Origin of the sequence: Bradyrhizobium sp. CW1 (genome assembly GCF_023100665.1) — a bacterium.
Classification (GTDB): domain Bacteria; phylum Pseudomonadota; class Alphaproteobacteria; order Rhizobiales; family Xanthobacteraceae; genus Bradyrhizobium; species Bradyrhizobium canariense_D.
In genome coordinates this window covers 6,017,420-6,040,199 of sequence record NZ_CP064684.1, presented here as the reverse complement: position 1 = coordinate 6,040,199, position 22,780 = coordinate 6,017,420, and the positions used below count along the sequence as shown (strand labels likewise).

The window sequence follows — 22,780 nt, the reverse complement described above, 5'->3', positions numbered from 1 at the left end:
CGTCCGCATGTTCGTCTGCTGATCGGAGGCGGCCTGCCGTCGCTGCGCGACGGAATTCGACTTCAGCTGCTCCCGGGAATGCGCCTGAAAGCGGCGAGCCCGGGCGTGATCAAGCGTTGTGGAAGTCAGGACGCGGGAGGGGCGCGGGGCTGGAATGCCGTACCGGCCGATTTCAGGTGGACGAATTCGGCGTCGGTGGTGCGGTAGAGCAGGTCGATCGCCTGCGGCAGCAGCAACACAGGCGGCGCCGCGAACAAGACGGTGCCCGCCATCGCGACCAATGCGCAGATCGCGCAATTGTCCTCGCCCGGTTGCTCCCTGTCGGGAGCCAATGGCGATTGCCTCTCGACCGCGGAACGGTCGATCGAAGCGGGAGCTTGGGCGCCGTCGGTCTGCTGCAGCGAGGACTGGGCGAGGGGAGCCGCCTGGGCGAACCAATGGCTGTGGCCGAACGTCAGCGCGAACTGCACCAGCATCGCGAAGATCGCGAGCCGGGCGCCGTGCCTGATATTCGACCGGAACCACTTCATCTGGAAACGCCACCCCACATCGCGAGGTATCATCCCCTGATCCCGCGATGTTATAATGTAACATCGCGCAATCCGTCAGCGGATGTCAACCGCTGTCGAGCCGACCCGAGCGGGCCGGCTCCTTGCCGTGTCGTGCAGGCAACTGAAAGCCTAGGCTGAGGACCTGTCAAACGGCTTACGCGGACGGCGATTGGACTCAGTGTCAGCGCGAGCAGGTGGCATCAGAGCTTTTTGCTCCGGAGCCAGGTGCGGATGGCCTCGATGTGTTCTGCCTTGCGCTCCAGCGGCAGCCAATGCCCTGCGGGCATGCTCGTTACGGTCAGGTCCGGGCAGGTGGCGCGCATCGGGTCACCTTGGCGATTTCCGGTGATGCTGCAGATCTGATCAAAGTCGCCGTTAACGAACAGCACCGGCTGCGACAGGCGGCCGCCATTGAGTGCCTTGCGCGCATAGGCGATGTTGGCGTCGTCGTTCATGTACCACGCGCAGGATGGGCGGAAGCCATGAGCCTTGAACGTCTGCACCAGCACGTCGAAGTCCGCCGGCGGCCAGAGAGCCGAATCGGGCTCAGTCGGCGGAGCGCGGTGCGCGGCGCCAAAGCGCCCTCCATTGCGCGTGACCATCGCATTCGGCGAAACCTTGCCGATGCCGGCGGGGTCGCCTGGCCGAAAGATCGACGCCAGCGATGCTGCCAAGTCTGCATCGAGGTCGGCGACTGCCGCCTCGAAGTGCGTGTTGTAGTAACGGTAGTAATCCCATTGGCCATCCGGATATTGGTCGACCGGATAAATCGTCCGGTCGACCAGCGGGACGACTGTGCGCAGGGCGTGCCCGTCGGGTTGATATGCCAGCGAGGTCAGCACGACTCCGCGGCTGCGCTTTGGCTGATGCGCGACCAACTCACCGACCACAACACAGCCCCAGTCGTGGCCAACCCAGATCGCAGGCTTGCCGCCCAGGTGATCATGGAGTTCGGCCATGTCCGTCACGATTTCCTCGATGGTATAGGCGTCGTTGGCTGCAGGCGTGGAAGAGCCGCCGTAGCCGCGCAGATCGGGAGCGACGCAGTGCCAACCGTCGGCGGCAAACGCTTCCATCTGCGCGCGCCACATCAAACTGATGCTCGGCCAGCCATGGACGAAAATCATCAACGGTCTGTCGACCGGCCCGCACTCGATATAGCGCGTTGTCTGACGAGGCGAGCTGAACGTGCGCTGGTGAAGTGGGTCTGTCATGGTCGAGTAACTCCGCTTCTCATCGAACGCTCGCACTGTTTAAGTGCTGCGAAGGGCTGCGTTCAGAACTGCTCTTGTCCGCTGCGGGCGATGCCTGGACAGGGACACGCCTGCCCAGGGTCGAGGAAGAACCGCCTCCAGATTTCACAACGTGCTACATGCGACCGAGTTCGGGGTCGAAGGCGTTATGGAGCTTCCGGCGAAGAAGTGACGATGGGATTTATCCGACTAACGGGAAGCGAAGGGACGCGCGTAAGCCGCCTAGCGCCCCTCGCGCATCCACGTCGCAGCAAACGCGCCGAGCAGCAGCAACAGCCCGATCAGGCCGGCGAAGATCGGCAGCACGCCGACGCCCTTCACCACGCTGGCGTCGCGCATCCGCACGCCCATCCAGCCGTCGCCATGGAAGACGCTCGCCGAGCGGACCGGCAGAATGCGCGGCAGCTCGACGCTGGCGCCGTCGACCACGCGCACGGCGTCACCGCCGGTCGCCTGGGTCAGCGGCTTCAACGTTTCGGTGGTGGAGGTGACTTCCGAAAACTCCTTCGGATTGGTCGGGCCGACATTGATCAGCGCCTTCAGCGTGCCGTCGGTGGCCTGCCACAGCCCGAGCTCGCTCGCCGGCAGGCTGGCGCGCCATTCGCCGGGATCTCCGGCTGCAAGCGTCAGGTCGCGCGACACGCCCGACGGCGAGGTCACACTCACCGGCTGGACGCTGTCCGCCATGGTCTGGCGCACCACCACGAGATTCTTGCCCTGCACCTGCAGGCGCAACGCTTCCTCGTCCAGATCAGGCTGCTTCATCAGCCAGTGCGACATCCGCCGCAACAGGTCGAGATGCGGACCGCCGCCTTCATAGCCGCGCGCCCACAGCCAGATGTGGTCGGAGAGCAGCAGCGCGACGCGGCCCTCGCCGAAACGCGACAGGAACAGCAGCGGCTTGCCGTCGACGCCCGTCATGACGGGCGGGTTGACCGCATTGCGGGTATCGACGGTGCGGAAGAACCTGCTCCAGCGCGGCGGCTCGGAGGCGGAGCCCTCGAGGCCACGCGTGACGGGATGGCGTTTGCCGACGTCGGACAGATGCGCGTAGAACGGCTTTTCCGTCACCCCGACCGGTTCGGCGGGCAGCACCGAATCCAGCGGCGTGCGCCAGATGCTGGTGTTGGAGGCGTAGTCGGGGCCGGCCGAGACCAGCACCGCGCCGCCGGAACGCACGTAGCGTGCGATGTTGTCGAAATAAGCGATCGGCAGCACGCCCTGGCGGGCATAGCGGTCGAAGATGATCAGCTGGAATTCGTTGATCTTCTGCTGGAACAGCTCCCGGGTCGGAAACGCGATCAGCGACAATTCGTTGATCGGCGTACCGTCCTGCTTCTCCGGCGGCCGTAGAATGGTGAAGTGGACGAGATCGACGCTGGCATCGGATTTGAGCAGATTGCGCCAGGTGCGCTCGCCGGAATGCGGCTCGCCCGAGACCAGCAGCACGCGCAGCTTGTCGCGCACACCGTCGATGGCGACGACGGCGCGGTTGTTCACCGGCGTCAATTCCCGCTCGAGCGGCGAGGCCTCGATCTCGACGATGTTCGGCCCGGAATGCTTGATGTCGACGTCGACGCTTGCGCTCTGGCCGCTCGAAAGCGTGCGCTCGTTGATGACCTCGCCGTCTCTGCGGACCGTAACCTTGGCGCGCTCGCCGCTGACGCCCTGGTCGTCGAGGCGGTAGGTGATGGTCTGGGGCTGCCCGACGATACCGAAGCGCGGCGCGGCGATGACCGCAATACGGCGGTCGCGCTCGTCCTTCTGCCCCGTGATCAGCGCATGCACCGGCGCCTGGAAGCCGAGCCCGGCGGCGTTGGCCGGAATGTCGTGGACGCGGCCGTCGGTGATCAGGAACGCACCGGCGACGCGGTCGACCGGCACGTCCGACAAGGCCGAGGCCAGCGCCCCGAACAGCTTGGTGCCGTCGGTCTCGCCGTCAGCCTGTCCGGCATCGACGACGCGGACCTCGAGCCCCTTGATCTTCTTCAGGCTGTCGACCAGCGCTTCCTGCGCCGTTGCGGCCTCGCGATTGCGATTGCCGAAATTCTGGCTCGGGCTCTTGTCGACGACGATTGCGGCGACCGAGGTGAGGGGATCGCGGTCCTCGCGGGTAAAGGAGGGATTGGCGAGCGCCAGCAGGAACAGCGCCAGCGCGGCCACGCGCACGGCAGCGCCGCGCGCCCGCGCCAGCAGCAGCACGAGCGCGATGACGGCGATCGCGGCCAGCGCGAGCCACAGGACGATCGTGGGAACAAGCGGCGTGAATGCGATGCCGTAATTCATATCGATCCTACTGCCCCAGCCGTTCGATCAGGGCCGGTGCGTGCACCTGGTCGGCCTTGTAGTTGCCGGTCAGCGTGTACATCACGATGTTGGCGCCGGCGCGGTAGGCGAATTCGCGCTGGCGGGGGTCGGCGCCGATCACCGGCAGCATGGACTGGCCGTCGGGCCGCACGGCCCAGGCGCCGGCCAGGTCGTTCGAGGTGATGATGATCGGCGAGACGCCGTCGCCGCCGCGTGCCGGCCGCTGCGCGCTGTCCTCGTCGTCTTCGCGCGGCAAGGTCTCGACCCAGGTCTGGCCGGTGCTGAAGCGGCCGGGGAAGTCGCGCAACAGATAGAAGGTCTTGGTCAGCACGTGCTCCCGCGGCACCGGCTCCAGCTCGGGCACGTCGAGCGAGGACAGGATCTCGCGGAGCGTCTGCATGGCCGGGGTCTGCGCGGCGCCGTTCGCGCCGGGTGGCGCTTCGACCGCGTCGCGGGTGTCGAACAGCACGGTGCCGCCCTGCTTCATATAGGCGTCGATCTTGTTGATGGCGTCCCGCGACGGCTTGGGCGCGCCCGGCACGATCGGCCAGTAGATCAGCGGGAAGAAAGCGAGTTCGTCGCGCGCCGGGTCGATGCCGACGGGATCGCCGGCCTCGAGCGCGGTGCGCTGCGCCAGGAACAGCGTCAGTCCGGATAGCCCGGCCCTGACGATGGAATCGACGTCGGCATTGCCGGTCACGACATAGGCGAGGCGGGTCTGCGACACCGCCTTCATCGCGAACTCGTCGGGCGCGCTGTCCGCATGCGACGGCGTCGGCACGAACGAGGCGAGACCTGCGAGCACCAGCCCAAAGACGATCATCGCGGGCGCGGCGCGGCGGCGCACCAGCGCGGCAAGGCCGCCGCCGAGTACCGCGACGATGATGGCGTCGATCAGGAACAGCGCGAGCGCCGTCGATAGCAGCCAACCGCGCAAGTCCTGCGGCTCGGCGTTGGTGTAGGTGGCATGCCGGGCGCGCAGGCTCGCGGTGTTCAGGGCTGCGATACGGTCGGCGCTGGCAAGCGTGTTCACGGCGAGCGGTCCTTCTGCCGGACCATAGAAGCCCGGCGGATGATCGGGTGTGGCGCGGTCGCGATAATCCGCGGGCAGCGGCTTTGCGGCGGCCGGCGGCGGGCCGAAGGCGCCAAAGCCATCGAGGATGTGCAACGGCGCCACCGTTTCGGCGCTCGCCTCAGTGGCAACGCCTGGGCCCGGCTTGGCGGTATAGCCGGACATGTCGACGACACGTCGCAGGATTTCGACAAAGGTCCCCGACATCGGCAGATCCGACCAGCGCATGTCGGCGCTGACGTGGAACAGGCTGACGACGCCCTTGCCGCGATGCTCGCCTGTTACCAGCGGCGTGCCGTCTTCCAGCGACGCCCAGCTTTTGGTGGCGAGCACGGCGTCGGGCTCGGCCAGCACCTGGCGGCTTATGGTGACGTCCTTGGGGACCACGACGCCGGCAAACGGACCATCGGCGGCAAAGGAGGCAAGATGTTGCGGCTTTTCCCAGGTCAGGCTGCCGCCGAGCGTCCGGCCGCCCTTGCGCAGCTTGACCGGGACGAGATCGTCCTCGGCCTGCGCCAGCCGCGGACCGGCGAACCGCACCAGCACGCCGCCCTGGTCGATCCAGGCATTGAGACGCTCGCGGATTTCAGGGGCGATGGTGCCGACATCGGCAAGGATGATCATCGGCAGCTTCTGATCGAGGAACTGCGTGATGCCCTGCTGCGGCGAGCCCTTGTCGGCAAGCCGCACGTCGGCGAACGGCGCCAGCGCACGGGTGAGATAGAAGGTCGGCGCCAGCAGCGGCTGCGCGGTCTCGCTGGTCGAGCCCGAGACGATGCCGATGGCGCGGCGGCGCCAGCGCTTGTCGAGCAGCTGCACTGCGCCGGCGGAGCGCTCACCGGCAATTTCCAGCCGCGTGATGTCGTTGCGCAGCTCGACCGGCAGATCGAACGACGCTTCGGTTTCCTTGTCCTGCGGGCCGAACGAATAACGCGCCTCGCCGATCGGCGAGGCCTTCTGGTCCAGCGCGCGCACGGTGCCGATGGCGATGCCGCCGTCGGTGCGCAGCACCTTCACCGTCATCCTGGCTGCGGCGTTCTCGGCCGCGACCAGGGCTAGGGCTGAGGAGGTGCCGCCTTCGAACACGGTCAGGCTGCGATCGCCGATGGTCTTGCCGAGGCCCGCCACGAATTCCTCGCCGCGACCGGTATCGACGCTGTCGGAGAGCCAGACGATCTCGCAGTCGCCGGTCGCCTTCAGGAAGCGATCGATTGCGGTCAGGGTCTCGACGCGCTCGATCGAATACGGCTTTGGCGTCAGCTGCCGCAGCGCGACGCGCGCGGCGCCCGCCGGCATCAGGGTGATATCGCGGTTCGGCTCGGACAGCGGCACCAGCGCGATCGCACGGCGGTCGTTCTCGGCACTGGCGATCAATTCGTCGGCGGCCCTGATCCGGATGTCCCAGTTCGAGGCCGCGCTCCAGCCGTCGTCGAACATGATCATCAGCGGCGCCTTGCTGGCGGCCGCGCCTGTTTGCGGATTCCAGATCGGACCGGCGGCGGCGAAAATGACCAGTGCCGCAGCCAGCAGCCGCAATGCGGTCAACCACCACGGCGTTCGCGACGGGGTCTCTTCGCGCGGTGCGATGTCGAACAGCAGGCGCGTCGGCGGAAACTCGATCCGGCGCGGCCGCGGCGGCATCACGCGCAACAGCCACCACAGCACCGGCAGGCTGACGAGGCCGATCAGGAGCAGCGGTTCGGTGAAGGCGAGCGGCAGTCCCATCATGCTGCCGGCCCCGCCTTGATCGTTGTGGTGCGCGCGCCCGATTTGCTCACCTGCATGCCGGCATGCAGGAACAGCAAGAGCTCGGCGGCCCAGCGGTCGGTCGCATGCGTCGTGAACAGCCAGTCGAGCTTGTTGGTCTCGGCGCGGATCTGATCGCGGTGCAGCGCGAGCCGGGCGGTGTAATCCTGCGCCCAGCTCTCGGCGCGGCCGGCGGTGATCACGCCGAACCCCTCGGGCTCGACGAACTCGACGCGGCCGGAATAGGGGAATGATTCCTCGGCGGGATCGACGACCTGCACCAGCGTGCCATGCGCGCCGGAGCCGGACAGGCCGGCGAGCGTGGTCCTGATCTCGGAGAGCGGCGACCAGAAGTCCGACAGCACGATCGTCTCGGCCAGCGCCGCGGGCACAAAGGAGGGCGGCAGGCTCAAGCGGTCGGCATCGTCATGCAGCATCGCCTGCGCCATCTTGTCGATGACGCTGCGGCTGGCGGTCGGTGCCATCAAACCGGGGATGCCGACGCGCTCGCCGCCGGAGACCAGCAGCTCGGCCAGCGCGAAGGCGACGATCAGCGTCCGCTCGAGCTTGGATTCACGCGCCTGCTTTGACGCGAACGCCATCGAGGGCGAACGATCGGGCCAGATCCAGACCGTATGCGAGGCTTCCCATTCGAGCTCGCGGACATAGAGGAGATCGTCGCGCGCCGAGCGCCGCCAGTCGACATTCTGCGACGGTTCGCCGGAGACGAAACGGCGGTATTGCCAGAAATTTTCGCCGGAGCCGGCGCGGCGGCGGCCGTGCAGGCCGTGGATGACGTTGGCGGCGATACGGCGGGCCTCGAGCACCAGGCGCGGCAGCGAAGCGGCGAGCGTGCGGCTTTCGCCATCGGCACGTCGGATCGCGATGACCTCCTTTGCTGTGTGCCCGTTCTCCGCCGCCATCAACCGATCCGTGTCTTCAATTGCCGGATCACGTCCGGAATCGTGCGGCCTTCGGCGCGCGCCTGGAACGTCAGCGCCATGCGGTGCTTCAGCACGGGCTCGGCGAGGTCGAGCACGTCGTCGATTGAGGGCGCGAGGCGGCCGTCGATCAGCGCGCGAGCGCGCACCGCGAGCATCAGCGATTGGCTGGCGCGCGGGCCCGGTCCCCAGGCGATGAACTTGCTGGTGTCGCCGCCGTCCGGACCCGGACGGGCCGAGCGCACCAGCGACAGGATCGCCTCGACCACGGAATCGCCGACCGGCAGGCGCCGGATCAGTCGCTGCGCGGTGATGAGTGCATCAGGTGTCATCGAGCCCTTCGCCAGCGTCTCGTCGGCGCCGGTGGTCTCGAACAGGATGCGGCGCTCGGCGTCGCGGTCGGGATAGTCGACGTCGATCTCCATCAGGAAACGGTCGAGCTGGGCTTCAGGCAGCGGATAGGTGCCTTCCTGCTCCAGCGGGTTTTGCGTGGCGAGCACGTGGAACGGCTTCGGCAGATCGTGACGCGCGCCGGCAACGGTGATGTGCTGCTCCTGCATCGCCTGCAGCAGCGCCGACTGCGTGCGCGGGCTGGCGCGGTTGATCTCGTCGGCCATCAGCAGTTGCGCGAACACGGGGCCGGAGATGAAGCGGAAGGCACGCTTGCCGGAGGTGCTCTCGTCCAGCACTTCGGCGCCGAGAATGTCCGACGGCATCAGATCGGGCGTGAACTGGATGCGCTTGGCATCGAGGCCGAGGGTGATGCCGAGCGTCTCGACCAGCTTGGTCTTGGCCAGACCGGGGACACCGATCAACAGCGCATGGCCGCCGGAGAGGATGGTGACCAGCGTGTTCTCGATCACGCGATCCTGGCCGAAGATGACGGACGCGATCGCATCCTTTGCCGCGCGAATCTGGCTCGACACCTGCTCGGCCGAACGGACTATCCCGTCTTCGAGCTTCTCGACACTCTCCGCCATCCGTTAGCTCCTTCAGCCTGCCATGCAGCTCGCTTGCGTCGTCATGTCATCACGTCCTCAACTCAAGACGTGGGCCCTATGCTAGACTTGCAGGAAGGCCATGTATTCGTTGAATTAACCTATCCCCACCTTATCGGCTTAGGGATATGTAGGGCATCACGAAGTGGCGACCTCCACACCGGACGAATGCGGGGTGGAACCGAGTACCCGGATACAACGTAAACCTGCACCAATCGTGCCAAATGACCGATCGTGCCAAATGACAAAGTCAGGGCAAACCATGGCGAACCAAGGGCAGAGCGCCGATCGCGGTCTTGAGGGGCTGACTGCCGCTGCCAAAACTGCTGCCGATGCCGAAGGCGCCAAAAAGGGCCTGCCTCCGGTGCATTTGTGGAATCCGCCGTTTTGCGGCGATCTCGACATTCGAATCGCGTCAGATGGTACTTGGTTCTATTTGGGGACGCCAATCGGCCGTCATGCCTTGGTTCGCCTGTTCTCGACCATCCTCAAGCGCGAAGGCGACAAGCATTTCCTCGTCACGCCGGTGGAGAAGGTCGGCATTCGCGTCGACGACGCGCCGTTCATGGCGGTCGAGATGCAGAAGGACGGCGATGCCAACCATCGCGTGCTCCGCTTCCGCACCAATGTCGACGACTGGGTCACCTGCGATGCGGCGCACCGGCTGCGCTTCGAGCAGGCCAAGGACGGCGGGCTGACGCCCTATCTGCATATCCGCGCCGAGCTCTGGGCCAAGGTCACCCGCGCGCTCTATTACGATCTGGTTGACATGGGTGAGGAGCGGATGGTCGATGGCCAGCCGATGTTCGGTGTCGAGTCGGCCGGCGAGTTCTTCGCCATGGCCGATGCGGAGCAGGTGAGGGCCGCGCTTTGAACAAGCCTATCTCCAGGAACGATCCCGCCGTGATCGGTGCGGCGGATTTCTTCGCCCGCTCCGCCGCGCGGCTCGGCTTCGACGTTCCGCCCGGCCTCTACGATCCCAACATCATTCCGGCCTCGGGCGATCCCGGCACCGACAAGATGCTCGAGATCATCGCGCGCGAGCAGCCGGTGCGGCCGGCGGCGGTCTTGATCGCGGTGGTCGATCATCCCGAGCCGACCATTCTGCTGACGCAGCGTTCGGCGCATCTGAACGACCATGCCGGCCAGATCGCATTCCCCGGCGGCAAGATCGACGCAACCGACCGCTCGCCGCTCGATGCGGCGCTGCGCGAGGCCGAGGAGGAGGTCGGGCTGTCGCGCGACTTCGTCGAGCCGATCGGCTATCTCGATCTCTACGGCACCGGCTTCGGCTTCCGCATCCTGCCGACGGTGGCCAGGGTGCGCCCGGGCTTTGAGCTGACGATCAACCATTCCGAGGTTGATGATGCGTTCGAAGTGCCGCTATCCTTCCTGATGAACCCGGCCAACCACCAGGTGCACAGCAAGGAATTCCGCGGCATGGAGCGGTCCTACTACGCGATGCCGTTTGCCGAACGCTACATCTGGGGCGCGACGGCCGGCATGCTCCGTGTGCTCTATGAGCGGATCTATTCGTCATGATTCGGCCGATCCTGACCGAGATCGGAATCTTCCTCGTTCCCTTTGCCGTCTATGCGCTGTTCCTGGCCGCCACGCGTTCCGGCCTGTTCGTGCAATCGTCCTGGCCGATCACCATCGTCGCGCGTCTCATGCTGGCGGCGCTCGTGCTGGTGATCGCCGGGCTGATCGGCTTTGCGCATTTCTCCGGCGCCGCACCGGATTCGACCTATGTCCCCGCCCATGTCGAGAACGGCAAGCTCGTGCCGGGCGTGGAAAGATAGGGCCGGCCGATGAGCGCGGTGCCCATGCTCGCCGATGCGCCCTGGCTGATTTCGGGTGGCACCGCGCGCGTCCTGCAATTGCTCAATGCGGATGGCGAGGAGGCGCGGGTTGTCGGCGGCGCCGTGCGCAACGCGCTGCTCGGCCTCGTCCCCGGCGACATCGACATCGCGACCACGGCGCTCCCGCACGAGGTGATGCGGCGCGCCAAAGCTGCCGGCATCAAGGCTGTGCCGACCGGCATCGACCACGGCACCGTCACCCTCGTCATCGACGGGCAACCTTACGAAGTCACGACGTTGCGCGAGGATACCGAGACCTTCGGCCGCAAGGCCAAGGTCGCGTTCGGCCGCGACTGGGTGAAGGACGCCGAGCGCCGCGACTTCACGATGAACGGGCTCTCGGTCGATGCCGACGGCGTCGTCCGCGATTACGTCGGAGGCATCGCGGATGCGGCCGCGCGGCGCGTGCGCTTCATCGGTGATCCCGACCAGCGCATCGCCGAGGATTTCCTGCGCATCCTGCGCTTCTTCCGCATCCACGCCGCCTTCGGCGCCGGCGATCCCGACCGCGACGGCTATCTCGCCTGCATCCGGGGACGCGCCGGCCTCGCGAGCCTCTCGGCCGAGCGGCTGCGCATGGAGACGCTGAAGCTTCTGGTCGCTCCCGGCGCGTCCGCCGCCGCGCTTGCGATGGCCGATGGCGGATTGCTGCAGGCGCTGACCGGCGGCGTGGTCTACACCGGACCGCTCGCGGCGATGATCGTGATCGAGCGCGAGCTCGGCCTCACCGCAAGCAGCACGCGGCGCCTCGCCGCGCTGGCGATCGCGGTGACTGAAGACGCCAAGCGCGTCGCCACGCGCCTGAGGCTCTCCAATGCGGAAACCAAGGCGCTGGATTCGATGGGGCACCGCTGGTGGCGCTTGGCCACCAAGGACGAAGCCGATGCGCGGCGGCTGCTCTACCGGCTCGGTGCGGATCGCTATCACGATCGCGTGTTGCTGGGCTGGGCGAGAGCCGGCGGTGACGTCGGCTCGTCGCGATGGCGTGCGCTCGCCGAGCTGCCGCAGCGCTGGACTGCGCCGAAATTTCCGCTTCGCGCCGCCGACTTCATCGCGCGCGGCATGGCGGAAGGACCCTCGCTCGGACATGTGTTGACGCTCGCGGAGGACGCTTGGCTTGCGGCGGATTTTCCCCTAGAGGAAGCCGCACTCGCTTCCATCGCCGATCAAGCTGCGGCACGCGTCAGCCGCGATGAGAGAACGTGACCATCGTCTCAGGCTTCGCCGACATCTCGATCTTTCAGCTCCTGCTGGTCGCGTTGATGGCGTTGTTTGCTTCGATTATCGGTGGTCTCGCCGGCTACGGCACCGGCGCCTTGATGCCGCTGGTGCTGGTGCCTCTCGTCGGCGCCGAACCGGTGGTGCCGATCATCGCGATCTCCGCGATCTTCACCAATTCCAGCCGCGCGCTCGCCTATCTCCGCTATGCCGATCGCCGCCGCGCGCTGATCGTGCTGGCCTGTGCGGCACTGACGGCAGCGCTTGGTGCCTACGGCTACACACGGCTGACCAATGCGGGCGCGGCGCTGGTGATCGGCTCCATGCTGATCCTGAGCGTGCCGCTGCGCCGTGTGCTCCGCCGCCGCCAGGTCAAGATCGGCGACACTGGGCTTGCGGCCGGCTCGGTCGGCTATGGCGTGCTGGTCGGCGGCACCTCCGGCTCCGGCGTGATCCTGCTGTCGCTGCTGATGGCCGCGGGCCTGGAAGGCGCGGCCGTGATCGCGACCGATGCCATGATCTCGCTCGGCACCGGCCTCATCAAGATCTCGGTGTTCGGCCTCGCCGGCGCCGTGACCGCACAGGTGCTCGCCTTTGCGCTGCTGATCGGAGCAATCGCAATCCCCGGCGCGTTCCTCGCAAAAGCCTTCGTCGAGCGGATGCCGGTGCACATCCACACCGCGATCCTCGACGTCGCGGTGATCACCGGCGGCGTAGTGATGATCTCGGCTGGGGCGAGGCAGCTCATCTAATCAATCGGATGTGGCGCTGTCCCGCTGCCAGTTTGGTTCACGCCGCGGGTCTAGTGTGAGGGACTGCAGTCCAGTTCCTTGATCCTGCCGGCGGCGTCAAATGCCAAAAGTGCACTCATGACGCCAGCACTGGTGAGGTACGAGATAATGGTGCCGTCGTTGCGCCAGGGATTGAGATCATCCAACGTGCCTGCCGGATATTTCCGGAGGTGATCGACCCAATAGGCACGAAGTGCTTCGCGGCCGGTGATGGTTTGGCCGCCGGCGCAGCCGCAGTGGACCACGGCGTCCTCGGCATGAAGTTCCAAAATCGCTTCGATATCGCCCGCGCGATAGGCATCAAGCCAGTCGACCGCAACGGCCATCGGGTCAAAGGACATATTTTTCACTCGCATCGCGTCCAAATCTGGGTAGGCTCTGGAACCGCCAGGCCTTTTTTGATTTTAATATCCCACCCGGGCACGGCCATATGGCGAACGACATAGGGGACCGGGCCGAGGGCCAAAGTCGATGTTGGACACGTCCGCCAGGCAGGGGATACTCAAGCCCATCCGGCTCGTGATCGTCGATCCACAGCCGATCGTTCTGCAGGGACTGAGGTCGGTCCTCGGGACGCAGCCGGACTTCGACGTTGTCGCATCGTCCAGCGATCGGACAAGCTGCCTCGAAGCAATTCGGAAGCTGACACCTGACGTCGCGCTTCTTGCCGACAAGGTGCCGGATCTGACGGTCTCCGAGATCCTCGCGATTGTGAAGGCGGAGAAGCTCTCCACGCGCCTGGTGTTCTTCACCGAGTCCGATACCGACCACGATCTGACTTCAGCCATCGCAGCCGGCGCCTGCAGCGCAATTTCGAAGTATGCCTCTCCCGCCACGATGCTGCGATCGCTGCGGCTGATGACGAAGAGCGGCGTGGCACTGGAGAAGTCCGATCTCTCCGCACCCGGCAAGGAGGCGGACGGCGATAGCAAAGTCGAAGGGATGCTGGAGCTGTTGACGCAACGGGAACGTCAAATCGCACGACTCGTGGCGGAAGGAATGTCGAACAAGGAGATCGCGCGTCAGCTCAACGTTTCCGACGGGACGGTCAAGGTCCACCTGTACAATATTTTCCAGAAGCTTGAGATCACCAACAGAACTGTGCTCGCGACCATCGCATTGCTGCAACGGCCCTCCGGCCTGGCCGCGCTCTCCCTGGCATTTCTGGCGCTCGCAATTGCGGACGAACTCAAGGCGTCGGAAGCGAACGACATCTTCCCGGATGAGAACGGCGTCGGCCACGTGGACGAGCACGCGGGGTACGAGCCCTGGAAAAAAGGGATTCTCCGGCACCTCGTCGTCTGGGAATCCGGCGAGCCGCCCACGCAGGCTCAGAGAGACTTGTTCGCCAAGGCCGCCCAAATCACCAACCCGGCGGCGGCAATGGAAGCGCTACGCGCGGCCGAGCAATTCGGGGGCGCGAAAGCGTGGACGCACCACGCTCCTGCTGGATCGGGCGCGCCCGATCTTCCCGTGCCCTTACTGCGAGGAGCAAACGACATACAGGTCGGAGCTGACCCGGCCCCGGAACATCAATTCCCGCGGCTTCTTTCCAATGCGATGTCGATGCATGGAGGGTATGGCAACTTTGCTATTCTCACCGGTGCGTTGATCTACGCACTGGAGGATCCCCATCTCGCCGCCCACGCGCATGACCTTCGTCAAGCGTCGATCGACAGCATCCTGGCCGTCACTGAAGAGAGTGCGACCACAAAACTGGCCGCGATCACCCATGCTGCCGCCAATCATGACCACAATTCAGCCCCGGGTTTCCTTTCGCACGATGTCCGCCTGTCTTTCGCCGCTGTGACCACTGGAAGCGGCAACCTCGCTGAAGGCGCTCTGGGCGAAAAGGGCCCGGGCGATGCGGGTGACAATCTCCATAAATTTGTTGGCGCGGACCCTGGTCACGATGCCGGTGTCGGCGGGGGCGGCGACGTTGGAAAAATTGTTTATCGCTCCCCGATTGACTCCGAGTCTAACCAGTTCAAGTCGACCTCTTCCGACGCCGTGTTCGATTTCGCATCTGGGCCGGGCAGGATCAATCTTGCGGCTTTCGGAGGGCTTGCCTGGCTGCACATGACGGCGGCAACCAAGTCTATACCGCCACATACACTCGCCTGGGTCTACGACTCCGCAAGCAACGAGACGATCGTCTATGTGAATGCGACCGATCATATCCTTGATATCGGCGATCGCGGCCTGCTGGAAATCCATCTCGAGGGGATCGTGGCCGTTGCGGAGGCGGATGTCGGCTCCGAGCCAGATGGCGCGGCTGTTGCGACCACCTTGGAGCAGCTCGAAGCCGCGCTGATACCGGCGATCGCAACCGATGAGGCCGCTCTGACGAAGGATCATGTCCAAACCAGTATCGAGGGGAGCGAGAGCACGCTCGGGACGGCTGGAGCCTGGGCCCTTCTGGCCAACAACGGCTCGGGTTTCCATTTCGGGCCGGCCCGGACCGGCTTGGGAACGTCGACGAGGCTCAGAAGCTCCAGCGACGCGTCGGCGGATGCAACGGAAGAGAGCGATGGTGCGTCTGCCGCGTCGGCTCACGCATCATCCATCGAGCTTGCTCATAGCGCGACGGCCCCGGCAGCGGCAAATGTCGCATCGAACAATGGTCCGATCAATGCGGGCAACGGCGTTTCGTCGACGGGGCCCAACGAGATCGGCCAACCCAGCGTCGTAACCGCCGACAGCGCGGGGCACGGCAACTCGCAGCACGCTTCGGACCCATCGACTGAAGCTGGCTCCAAACCGGGCAACGGCGTCGGCCATGGCGCCGAGCATCACGATAAGGCCTCGGACGCTCCAGGAGGGTCAGCGAAGAACGCAGAACCAGACGGCGCGGAACACGGCAAAGCCGGGCACTCAAATGCTGCAAAAGCACCGGACGCAGCCGAGACCGATCCGGACGTCGCAACGGCCGCCGACGCGGGTCACGGCAACTCGAAGCACGCTTCGGAGCCGGGGTCTGCAAAGGCGGCAGCCGACGAATCGACTGAAGCTGGCTCCAAAGCGGGCCACGGCGTCGGCAATGGCGCCGAGCATCACGCTTCGGCTTCGGAAGCTCCGGGAGGGCCAGCGAAGAAGGCCGACCCAGGCGGCGCCGAACACGGCAAATCCGGGCACTCCGCCGCCCCAAACGCACCAGACGCAGGCGAGATCGATCCGGGCGCCGCGATAGCCGCCGGTGCAGGCCACGGCAACCCGCCGCACGCATCGGAGCCAGGATCTGCAAAGGCGGCAAGCACGGGGTCGACGGAAGATGGGGGCAAACCCGGCAACGGCGTCGGCAATGGCGCCGAGCATCACGATAAGGACCCGGAGGCTCAGGGAGGGGCAGCGCAGAAGGCAGAACCAGACGGCGCGGAACACGGCAAATCCGGGCACTCAACCGCTGCAAACGCACCAGACGCAACCGAGATCGATCCGGGCGCCGCAACGGCCGCCAGCACGGGTCACGGCAATGCGCAGCACGCTTCAGAACCAGAATCTTCGAAGGCGGCAGCCAGCGAATCGACTGGAGCTGGCTCCAAAGCGGGCAACGCCGCCGACCGTGGTGGCGAGCATCACGCTTCGGCTTCCGAAGGCGCGCAAACACCAGCGACAACGGCAGAACCAGACGGCGCGGAACACGGAAAATCCGGGCACTCAGCCGCTGCAAGCCCGCTGGACGGAGCAGCGATCGATCCGGCCGCCGCAACGCCCGCCAGCGCGGGCCACGGCAACTCGCAACGCGCTTCGGAGCCAGGATCTGCAAAGGCGGCAAGCACGGAATCGACGGAACATGGAGGCAAACCGGGCAACGGCGCCGGCGATGGGGCCGAGCATCCCTCTTCGGCTTCGCAGGCTGCGGGGACCGTGAAGACAGCAGAACCAGCCACCGTGGACCACGGTAACTCGCAGCACGCTGCGCAATCTGCAGCAATCGCAGACGACGCACACGCGGCCAAGGCTGCGTTCGAAACCGGCGGCGCAGACCAGGGACCGGTATTCCGGTTCGATAGCGGCGTAGCTCCTTCTGCTTTCGTCGAGATAGTCGGACTGAAAGAGTTCAATCATCCGCTGGATGCGCACGTTCCGCCCGGTCAGGAAGAAGGCCTCGGGTTCAACGTCAAGCTCGTCCCTCATGCACTGAACGGACACGCGGACGATCACGGCACCAACAGCCCGCACCAAGCGATTCTACCTGCGCATCATGATTTGCTGATCTGAACCGCTGCATCGTCATTGACCGAAAATGGCAACTGTCACCGTAGCCACGGCTCAGGAACGCGACGCCTTTGGCGGATCAGCCTGATGGGGAGCAGTTGTTCAGGGTTGCAGCCGTGAGAGCAGACGTTGCCGATCCTGATCGCGACCTCGCTGCTCCATGCGCATCCGTTCGAGTTCGCCTTCAGCTTTGGTTGTGTCCTCGTTCTGGCGCTTCATTTCGATGATCAGCGCCTCCTGCTCGGCGAGCCGGCGTTCTCCTTCGACGACGTCGCGCTCGATCTGCCTCAGCTCATCGTATATCGCCGTCGTGTACATCGCGATCCTCGCGCGGCCGTGCTGCGAAGCACGCCGCAGAGTAGGTTTCGCTTCGTGCAGGGCCTTTATCGGGCGCGCGGTGCGGCTATGACCACAGCGCGACGCGTATGGCTTTTAACTCAGCCAGCTTCGCGAACGTTCCGGCTGATGCCATTTTTTCCCGGGCTTTGATCGATCGCACGAGAGGCCATGTTGTTAACCGATCCCCTTGGCGGAAGCGGATCGCCAACTGCCCGGAACGGATCTCGTCAAGCGAGCGCACCCGTTGTCGGCGACAGTGCACTCGGCCCAGGGCTGCGCGTCAGCCAAGTTGCAAACAAGCGGTCGGCACAATATCGTCGATCGTCCGCGCCGATGTCTGACGTTAAATCTCCCTCAGGAACCAACCCTATGAATGTGGTCTCACTGCCCAGCGGGATCCATCGCCCTCCAGGGAAGGTCGATATCCCATCCGCCTGGGAGGGGGCTGAGATGAAAGCCAATCCTGATCGATGGTTGATATCGCTTGCTGCCGGCGAAATCGCCGAACTCGAGGGCGTGGCTGAAACATATCTTGGCAGAAACAAAAAAATCGCCGAGATCACGAAGGAAAGCTTTCCGCTTCCCCATCTCGGCGCGCACCTGGAAGATCTCAAGAAGAAGCTCCTGGTAGGCATTGGCTTCGAAGTGATCCGCGGCCTCCCGGTGGCAAAATACAGTCAGGAGTTTGCCGCTACGATCTTTTGCGGAGTGGGCGCCCATCTTGGATCGGCGCGGTCTCAGAATGCAGCGGGCCACATTCTCGGTCACGTCCGTGACACCGGCGCCGATGCTAAGGATCCGAACACCCGAATTTATCAAACCTCGGAACGGCAAACATTCCACACGGATTCGTCCGACGTGGTTGGATTGTTATGCATTCGCGAGGCGATGGAGGGAGGGGATTCTCTCCTTGTCAGTACGACGACAATCTACAACGAGATGTTTGACAGACGTCCCGACCTTGCCGCTCTCTTGTTTGATCCGATCGCGACGGACCGACGGGGCGAGGTGCCGGAGAACGAAAAGCCATATCTTGAAATCCCGGTGCTGAATTGGCATGCGGGGTTCCTGACCGGGTTTTATCAGCGCCAATATATCGATAGTGCGCAGCGCTTTCCCGATGCGCCGAGACTGACGCCGGCTCACGTCGAGGCGCTCGATCTTTTTGACGCGCTCGCAAATGATCCCGCGCTGCATTTCGGCATGCGGCTTCAGCCGGGCGACATGCAGTTCGTTTACAATCATGCCTTGCTGCATGACCGGACCGGATTCCGCGATTGGCCCGATGCAGGCCAGAAGCGTCATTTATTGCGCCTTTGGCTCAGCATGGAGAGCGACCGGCCGTTGCCCGATTGCTTCAAGCAGCGCTATGGCTCGATCGAGATCGGTAACCGTGGCGGCATCATCACCAAAGGGACCAGTTTGAACGTTCCGTTGGATTGACGTTCGAGCATCCAGCGATGTCCGCTCTCGTGCCGATATGGACAGAGGAGCGGACACCAGGTTGGGCGGAGCCGAGCACCCCGACCTAATGAGGACGCGGCCTCAGCCGCGCTTACTCCTCGTCTTCGTCGTCTTCATCCTCGTCTTCGTCGTCGAGCTCTTCCAGGTGCTCGAGCACCGCAACCGGGAGCGTCTCGCGAAACAGATCGCCCTCCGCGCCCATCCAGAGACAGATCACGTCGTCGCCCTTCACGTCCGCGACGGTGAGCGGCTGCCCGCCGGATTTCAGCATGACGATATCGCCGGCTTTTAGTTCCATGGATGGTCCTTTCGGGTTGATTGACGGCGAAGCTAGCAAACCGGCATGACATGCCGATCACGGGCTACTCGGTCAGTGGATGTGTTGCGGTAGCGCGCATCCACCGGCCAGACTGCTGAAACGTCGATCAGAGAGCTTTAGGCCGGAGCGATCCCATCACGAGAGGCAATGGTGCCTGTTCGATGGATGGCACAAGGGCTCTTCCGTCCCGTGCGTCGCGACCATCACACCATGCGCCTGTTTTGCCCGACGGCGCAAATGATTTCGTCAGATCCGCAGTTTGCGCTTGCCGCAAGTCCTTGATTTTGCTGCGGCCGTCTACTGTGCATGGGGTTGTTTTCGACGTTTTTGTTTGCGCACCCCGATTGCAGTCAGTCCGGCACCAGTTCTGTCAGCGAGCGGATGATGCGGTCGGGCTTGACGATCGAGCCTTCGGGCAGGCCGTCGCCATGCACGTCGATCCAGATCGAGTAGATGCCGAGACGCTGCGGCGTCACGACTTCCCATTCCAGATTGTCGCCGATCATCCAGGTGTCTCTTGCGGTGACGCCGAGCGCCTCCATCGCGTGCAGATAGGCGCGCTCCTCGGGCTTGCCGAAGCCGTGCTCGCCCTCGATCTGGATGTGGTGGAAGCGATGCGCCAGCTCGAAGCGCTCCACCTTGGCGCGCTGGGTGTCGGCGGCGCCGTTGGTCACCAATGCGAGCTTGATGCCGAGCGCCTTGAGCCTGTCGATAGCGTCATGCGCGCCGGGGAAGACGAACATCTCCTCCTCGCGATAGGCGGTGAAGCGGTCGGCCAGGCGAATGGCGAGGTCGTCGGGCAGGGCGCGATGACCGGCGGCTGCGAGCGAGGCGAAACCGCCCTTGACGGTGAGGTGCCGGGCTTCGGCGAGCTTGAGCCGCCACGAAGCGTCCGCATTGGCCCAGAAATTCTTCGCGAAGGCCAGGACGGTGCTCGCGACCAGTTGCGGCGGCAGCGGCGCGAGTTCCTCGGCGAACTCCGCTGTGATCGTGTTCCAGGCGATCTCGGGCCGCGCATAGGCCGACAGGATGGTGTCGTCCATGTCGATCAGCATGGCGCGCGGCAGCGGTCTCATTGCGGGCTTCATCGTCGTCATGGCCATTTCACCACCGGTGGCAGCGACGACAGGATCGAATCCACATTGCCGCCGGTCTTGAGACCGAAGATGGTGCCGCGGTCGTAGAGCAGGTTGAACTCGACATAGCGGCCGCGCCGGATCAATTGCTCCTCGCGATCCTCCGCGGTCCAGCTTGTCGCGAAATTGCGCCGCACGATGTCGGGATAGACCTTCAGGAAGGCGCGGCCGACATCCCGGGTGAAGGCGAGGTCAGCGTCCCAGTCGCCGCTGTCGTGCCAGTCGTAGAAGATGCCGCCGATGCCGCGCGCCTCTTTGCGGTGCGGCAGGTGGAAATACTCGTCGCACCACTTCTTGTACTTGTCGTAATCGGCGATGCCGTTCGGCTGCGTGCAGGCCTGTTTCATTGCGGCGTGGAAGGCGATGCTATCGGCATCGTCCTGCGTGCGCCGGCGGTCGAGCACCGGCGTAAGATCGGCGCCGCCGCCGAACCAGGCTTTGGTGGTGACGACGAAGCGCGTGTTCATGTGCACCGCCGGCACGTGCGGATTGCGCAGATGCGCAATCAGCGAGATGCCGGAGGCCCAGAACTTCGGGTCGTCCGCCGCGCCCGGAATTTGCGCGCGAAACTCTGGTGCGAATTCGCCGTGCACGGTGGAGCAATGCACGCCGACCTTCTCGAACAGGCGGCCGGACATCATCGACATCACGCCGCCGCCGCCGGCCGCGCCGGTATGATCGGTGCGCTGCCAGGGTGTGCGTTTGAAGCGGCCGGCCTCACCGGGATAAAGGCTCTCGGGGGCATCGTCCTCCAGCCGCTCGAAGCTCGCGCAGAGGTCGTCGCGCAAGGCTTCGAACCAGGCGCGTGCGCGCGTCTTGCGGTCTTCGATCAAGCTCGGGTCCAATGTGGATGTCATTTCGTCAGCCCTGCGGACCGTAATAGGTGCAGCTCTCGTTGCAACTGTCGCGGTGGATGCTGACGCGGGTGAGCTTGCCGATAGGAGCCAGCCGCTCCCAGACGAAGAGCGAGAGGTTTTCCAGCGTCGGTGTGCCCAGCGCCTCGATCTTGTTGAGGTACTTGTGATCCAGCGTCATGCGCACATCCTCGATGGCGCGCTGGACCAGGCCGAGATCGACCACCATGCCGGTTTTGGGATCGGGCGTGCCGCGCAGCGTCACCTCGGCGCGAAAGGAGTGGCCGTGGATCTCTTCGCTATCCGCGCCGAACGTCGTTCCCGACAATGAGTGCGCCGCCTCGAAGCGAAACGATTTCGTCAATTCCCACATCTGTTCGAAAACCAATCCTATCTGATACCAAGCGACTTATGCGTCTGCACGCTGAGCCGCCATTGCGGATGATTGAGGCAATAGTCGATGGCGCCCGCGGTGTTTTGGGCGACCTCGGGCCCGTCCATCGGCTGCAGTGAGAAGCGCTCGAAGGCGAGATCCGCGAAGGCCTCCGGCATGGCGAGCGGTTGCGGATAGACCAGCTTCAGCTCGTGGCCGCGCCGGATCACCAGATCGCTGCCGCCCTTTGGGCTGACGCAGATCCAGTCGAGCCCCTCGGGCGGGGCGATGGTGCCGTTGGTCTCGACGCCGATCTCGAAGCCGCGGGCATGGAGCGCGTCGACCAGCGCGGTATCGACCTGGAGCAGCGGCTCGCCGCCGGTGAGCACCACATAGCGGTCTTCGGTGGAGGCTGTCCATTGCGCGGCGATGGTGTCTGCGAGTTCCGCGGCCGAGCCATAGCGACCGCCGAGGGTGCCGTTGGTGCCGACGAAATCGGTGTCGCAGAATTTGCAAGTGGCCTCCTGACGGTCGGCCTCGCGCCCGCTCCAGAGGTTGCAGCCGGCAAAACGGCAAAACACGGACGCGCGCCCGGCATGGGCGCCTTCGCCTTGCAAGGTCAGGAAGATTTCCTTGACCGCGTAACTCAACCGTCTCTCCTCAACATACCTCAACATATTAAACTTGCGGGTTCCGGAGCTGCCGCAGCGCTTCGCCTGCGGCCATCGCCGCGGTCATGGCGACATTGAGCGACCTCAGCCCCGGAGCGATCGGGATCACCAGCCGCGCGTCCGCCGCCTCGACCACCGCCTCGGTGACGCCGGCGCTCTCGCGCCCGAATAGCAGGATGTCCGCCGTCTGGTAACGGAAATCGCGGTAGTCGGTCGCCCCCTTGGTGGTGAACAGCAGCAGGCGAGCGCCTTGCGCCGCCCGCCATTGCTCGAACTTTGACCAGGAGTCATGCCTGACGATGCTGACCTGATCGAGGTAGTCCATTCCCGCCCTGCGGAAATGCCGGTCGGAGACCGGGAAGCCCGCCGGTTCGATGATATGGGCGGCCATGCCCAGACAGGCGCAGAGCCTGAGAATCGTGCCGGTGTTCTGGGGGATGTCGGGTTGGAAAAGCGCTATCTGCATGGGCGGTGCCGGGTTCGGTGCGGGCCGGAAATGTCTCAATAAAACATCGCTGGCCGCGGAATTCGTGCATTGCACGCTCCCGCGCCGATAGCGGGCTTGCGCTCGCCCGGCAAGGGTGCCAATAGAACGATTCTGGACTGCTGTTTTCGCCTTGTTTTGGTGGGGGCACGCGAAGTTCTGCCGCCGCGGGGGGGCCGCGGG

At 64.9% G+C, this 22,780-nt stretch carries 21 protein-coding genes; 7 read left to right on the top strand and 14 right to left on the bottom strand.

Annotated elements, in window-relative coordinates:
• Nucleotides 1-125: 125 nt before the first annotated feature.
• From IVB54_RS29390 to IVB54_RS29365, 6 genes are all read right to left on the bottom strand, one after another.
• Nucleotides 126-530, bottom strand: coding sequence for a DUF2946 family protein (locus IVB54_RS29390; protein WP_018454959.1), 405 nt, complete (start codon nucleotides 528-530; stop codon nucleotides 126-128).
• A 221-nt stretch (nucleotides 531-751) separates the two neighbouring features.
• Nucleotides 752-1,765 carry an alpha/beta hydrolase gene (locus IVB54_RS29385; RefSeq protein WP_026232849.1) on the bottom strand — a complete coding sequence of 338 codons (1,014 nt, stop codon included), beginning with the start codon at nucleotides 1,763-1,765 and terminating at the stop codon, nucleotides 752-754.
• Nucleotides 1,766-2,026: 261 nt separating this feature from the next.
• Complete coding sequence (locus tag IVB54_RS29380; RefSeq protein ID WP_018454957.1) at nucleotides 2,027-4,090, bottom strand: membrane protein; 2,064 nt, start codon at nucleotides 4,088-4,090, stop codon at nucleotides 2,027-2,029.
• Nucleotides 4,091-4,097: 7 nt separating this feature from the next.
• On the bottom strand, nucleotides 4,098-6,911 hold the full coding sequence (locus IVB54_RS29375) for a DUF4159 domain-containing protein (RefSeq protein WP_026232848.1): 2,814 nt from the start codon (nucleotides 6,909-6,911) through the stop codon (nucleotides 4,098-4,100).
• Nucleotides 6,908-7,852 carry a DUF58 domain-containing protein gene (locus tag IVB54_RS29370; protein WP_247776550.1) on the bottom strand — a complete coding sequence of 315 codons (945 nt, stop codon included), beginning with the start codon at nucleotides 7,850-7,852 and terminating at the stop codon, nucleotides 6,908-6,910. The genes IVB54_RS29375 and IVB54_RS29370 overlap by 4 nt, the downstream gene beginning before the upstream one ends.
• Nucleotides 7,852-8,850: a MoxR family ATPase gene (locus IVB54_RS29365; protein WP_018454954.1), complete on the bottom strand. Its 999-nt coding sequence runs from the start codon at nucleotides 8,848-8,850 to the stop codon at nucleotides 7,852-7,854. The genes IVB54_RS29370 and IVB54_RS29365 overlap by 1 nt, the downstream gene beginning before the upstream one ends.
• Before the next feature lie 280 nt (nucleotides 8,851-9,130).
• Here IVB54_RS29365 and IVB54_RS29360 point away from each other — a divergent pair, with 280 nt between their 5' ends.
• Genes IVB54_RS29360 through IVB54_RS29340 form a run of 5 tightly spaced genes read left to right on the top strand, consistent with a single transcriptional unit; the run spans nucleotide 9,131 to nucleotide 12,700 of the window.
• The gene (locus IVB54_RS29360; RefSeq protein ID WP_018454953.1) at nucleotides 9,131-9,742 is read left to right on the top strand and encodes a DUF1285 domain-containing protein; all 612 of its coding nucleotides are present in this window, start codon (nucleotides 9,131-9,133) and stop codon (nucleotides 9,740-9,742) included.
• Nucleotides 9,739-10,410, top strand: a complete 672-nt coding sequence (locus IVB54_RS29355; RefSeq protein WP_027568565.1) for a CoA pyrophosphatase — start codon at nucleotides 9,739-9,741, stop codon at nucleotides 10,408-10,410. Before IVB54_RS29360 ends, IVB54_RS29355 begins: the two co-directional genes overlap by 4 nt.
• On the top strand, nucleotides 10,407-10,670 hold the full coding sequence (locus tag IVB54_RS29350) for a DUF6111 family protein (protein WP_018454951.1): 264 nt from the start codon (nucleotides 10,407-10,409) through the stop codon (nucleotides 10,668-10,670). The genes IVB54_RS29355 and IVB54_RS29350 overlap by 4 nt, the downstream gene beginning before the upstream one ends.
• A 9-nt stretch (nucleotides 10,671-10,679) precedes the next feature.
• Nucleotides 10,680-11,936 carry a CCA tRNA nucleotidyltransferase gene (locus IVB54_RS29345; protein WP_018454950.1) on the top strand — a complete coding sequence of 419 codons (1,257 nt, stop codon included), beginning with the start codon at nucleotides 10,680-10,682 and terminating at the stop codon, nucleotides 11,934-11,936.
• Complete coding sequence (locus IVB54_RS29340) at nucleotides 11,933-12,700, top strand: TSUP family transporter (RefSeq protein WP_018454949.1); 768 nt, start codon at nucleotides 11,933-11,935, stop codon at nucleotides 12,698-12,700. The genes IVB54_RS29345 and IVB54_RS29340 overlap by 4 nt, the downstream gene beginning before the upstream one ends.
• A gap of 50 nt (nucleotides 12,701-12,750) precedes the next feature.
• Here the strand turns inward: IVB54_RS29340 and IVB54_RS29335 are convergent, their stop codons facing one another.
• Nucleotides 12,751-13,080, bottom strand: coding sequence for a nuclear transport factor 2 family protein (locus tag IVB54_RS29335; protein ID WP_204514104.1), 330 nt, complete (start codon nucleotides 13,078-13,080; stop codon nucleotides 12,751-12,753).
• Between the two features lie 130 nt (nucleotides 13,081-13,210).
• Here IVB54_RS29335 and IVB54_RS29330 point away from each other — a divergent pair, with 130 nt between their 5' ends.
• Nucleotides 13,211-16,960, top strand: coding sequence for a LuxR C-terminal-related transcriptional regulator (locus tag IVB54_RS29330; RefSeq protein WP_247363615.1), 3,750 nt, complete (start codon nucleotides 13,211-13,213; stop codon nucleotides 16,958-16,960).
• 99 nt (nucleotides 16,961-17,059) lie between these two features.
• Here IVB54_RS29330 and IVB54_RS29325 read toward each other — a convergent pair whose 3' ends face one another.
• Nucleotides 17,060-17,275, bottom strand: coding sequence for a hypothetical protein (locus IVB54_RS29325; protein ID WP_018454947.1), 216 nt, complete (start codon nucleotides 17,273-17,275; stop codon nucleotides 17,060-17,062).
• 471 nt (nucleotides 17,276-17,746) lie between these two features.
• Here IVB54_RS29325 and IVB54_RS29320 point away from each other — a divergent pair, with 471 nt between their 5' ends.
• Nucleotides 17,747-18,739 (top strand): TauD/TfdA family dioxygenase, encoded by a 993-nt coding sequence (locus IVB54_RS29320; protein WP_018454946.1) that lies wholly within the window; start codon nucleotides 17,747-17,749, stop codon nucleotides 18,737-18,739.
• Between the two features lie 112 nt (nucleotides 18,740-18,851).
• Here the strand turns inward: IVB54_RS29320 and IVB54_RS29315 are convergent, their stop codons facing one another.
• From IVB54_RS29315 to IVB54_RS29290, 6 genes are all read right to left on the bottom strand, one after another.
• Nucleotides 18,852-19,058 carry a DUF2158 domain-containing protein gene (locus tag IVB54_RS29315; RefSeq protein WP_247776549.1) on the bottom strand — a complete coding sequence of 69 codons (207 nt, stop codon included), beginning with the start codon at nucleotides 19,056-19,058 and terminating at the stop codon, nucleotides 18,852-18,854.
• A 371-nt stretch (nucleotides 19,059-19,429) separates the two neighbouring features.
• Nucleotides 19,430-20,182 carry an HAD family hydrolase gene (locus tag IVB54_RS29310; RefSeq protein ID WP_018454944.1) on the bottom strand — a complete coding sequence of 251 codons (753 nt, stop codon included), beginning with the start codon at nucleotides 20,180-20,182 and terminating at the stop codon, nucleotides 19,430-19,432.
• Nucleotides 20,173-21,072 carry an oxygen-dependent coproporphyrinogen oxidase gene (gene hemF / locus IVB54_RS29305; RefSeq protein WP_088930634.1) on the bottom strand — a complete coding sequence of 300 codons (900 nt, stop codon included), beginning with the start codon at nucleotides 21,070-21,072 and terminating at the stop codon, nucleotides 20,173-20,175. Before hemF ends, IVB54_RS29310 begins: the two co-directional genes overlap by 10 nt.
• 4 nt (nucleotides 21,073-21,076) lie before the next feature.
• Nucleotides 21,077-21,442 (bottom strand): 6-carboxytetrahydropterin synthase, encoded by a 366-nt coding sequence (locus tag IVB54_RS29300; protein WP_018454942.1) that lies wholly within the window; start codon nucleotides 21,440-21,442, stop codon nucleotides 21,077-21,079.
• A 17-nt stretch (nucleotides 21,443-21,459) separates the two neighbouring features.
• Nucleotides 21,460-22,092 (bottom strand): 7-carboxy-7-deazaguanine synthase, encoded by a 633-nt coding sequence (gene queE, locus IVB54_RS29295; RefSeq protein ID WP_018454941.1) that lies wholly within the window; start codon nucleotides 22,090-22,092, stop codon nucleotides 21,460-21,462.
• Nucleotides 22,093-22,120: 28 nt separating this feature from the next.
• Nucleotides 22,121-22,579 (bottom strand): tRNA (cytidine(34)-2'-O)-methyltransferase, encoded by a 459-nt coding sequence (locus IVB54_RS29290; protein WP_018454940.1) that lies wholly within the window; start codon nucleotides 22,577-22,579, stop codon nucleotides 22,121-22,123.
• Between the last annotated feature and the right edge of the window lie 201 nt (nucleotides 22,580-22,780).

Bases quoted from the DNA above. Each gene is read 5' to 3' on its own strand.
- IVB54_RS29390 (WP_018454959.1), bottom strand. From the start codon at position 530: ATGAAGTGGTTCCGGTCGAATATCAGGCACGGCGCCCGGCTCGCGATC.
- IVB54_RS29385 (WP_026232849.1), bottom strand. From the start codon at position 1,765: ATGACAGACCCACTTCACCAGCGCACGTTCAGCTCGCCTCGTCAGACA.
- IVB54_RS29380 (WP_018454957.1), bottom strand. From the start codon at position 4,090: ATGAATTACGGCATCGCATTCACGCCGCTTGTTCCCACGATCGTCCTG.
- IVB54_RS29375 (WP_026232848.1), bottom strand. From the start codon at position 6,911: ATGATGGGACTGCCGCTCGCCTTCACCGAACCGCTGCTCCTGATCGGC.
- IVB54_RS29370 (WP_247776550.1), bottom strand. From the start codon at position 7,852: ATGGCGGCGGAGAACGGGCACACAGCAAAGGAGGTCATCGCGATCCGA.
- IVB54_RS29365 (WP_018454954.1), bottom strand. From the start codon at position 8,850: ATGGCGGAGAGTGTCGAGAAGCTCGAAGACGGGATAGTCCGTTCGGCC.
- IVB54_RS29360 (WP_018454953.1), top strand. From the start codon at position 9,131: ATGGCGAACCAAGGGCAGAGCGCCGATCGCGGTCTTGAGGGGCTGACT.
- IVB54_RS29350 (WP_018454951.1), top strand. From the start codon at position 10,407: ATGATTCGGCCGATCCTGACCGAGATCGGAATCTTCCTCGTTCCCTTT.
- IVB54_RS29345 (WP_018454950.1), top strand. From the start codon at position 10,680: ATGAGCGCGGTGCCCATGCTCGCCGATGCGCCCTGGCTGATTTCGGGT.
- IVB54_RS29335 (WP_204514104.1), bottom strand. From the start codon at position 13,080: ATGTCCTTTGACCCGATGGCCGTTGCGGTCGACTGGCTTGATGCCTAT.
- IVB54_RS29330 (WP_247363615.1), top strand. From the start codon at position 13,211: ATGTTGGACACGTCCGCCAGGCAGGGGATACTCAAGCCCATCCGGCTC.
- IVB54_RS29325 (WP_018454947.1), bottom strand. From the start codon at position 17,275: ATGTACACGACGGCGATATACGATGAGCTGAGGCAGATCGAGCGCGAC.
- IVB54_RS29320 (WP_018454946.1), top strand. From the start codon at position 17,747: ATGAAAGCCAATCCTGATCGATGGTTGATATCGCTTGCTGCCGGCGAA.
- IVB54_RS29315 (WP_247776549.1), bottom strand. From the start codon at position 19,058: ATGGAACTAAAAGCCGGCGATATCGTCATGCTGAAATCCGGCGGGCAG.
- IVB54_RS29310 (WP_018454944.1), bottom strand. From the start codon at position 20,182: ATGGCCATGACGACGATGAAGCCCGCAATGAGACCGCTGCCGCGCGCC.
- hemF (WP_088930634.1), bottom strand. From the start codon at position 21,072: ATGACATCCACATTGGACCCGAGCTTGATCGAAGACCGCAAGACGCGC.
- IVB54_RS29300 (WP_018454942.1), bottom strand. From the start codon at position 21,442: ATGTGGGAATTGACGAAATCGTTTCGCTTCGAGGCGGCGCACTCATTG.
- IVB54_RS29290 (WP_018454940.1), bottom strand. From the start codon at position 22,579: ATGCAGATAGCGCTTTTCCAACCCGACATCCCCCAGAACACCGGCACG.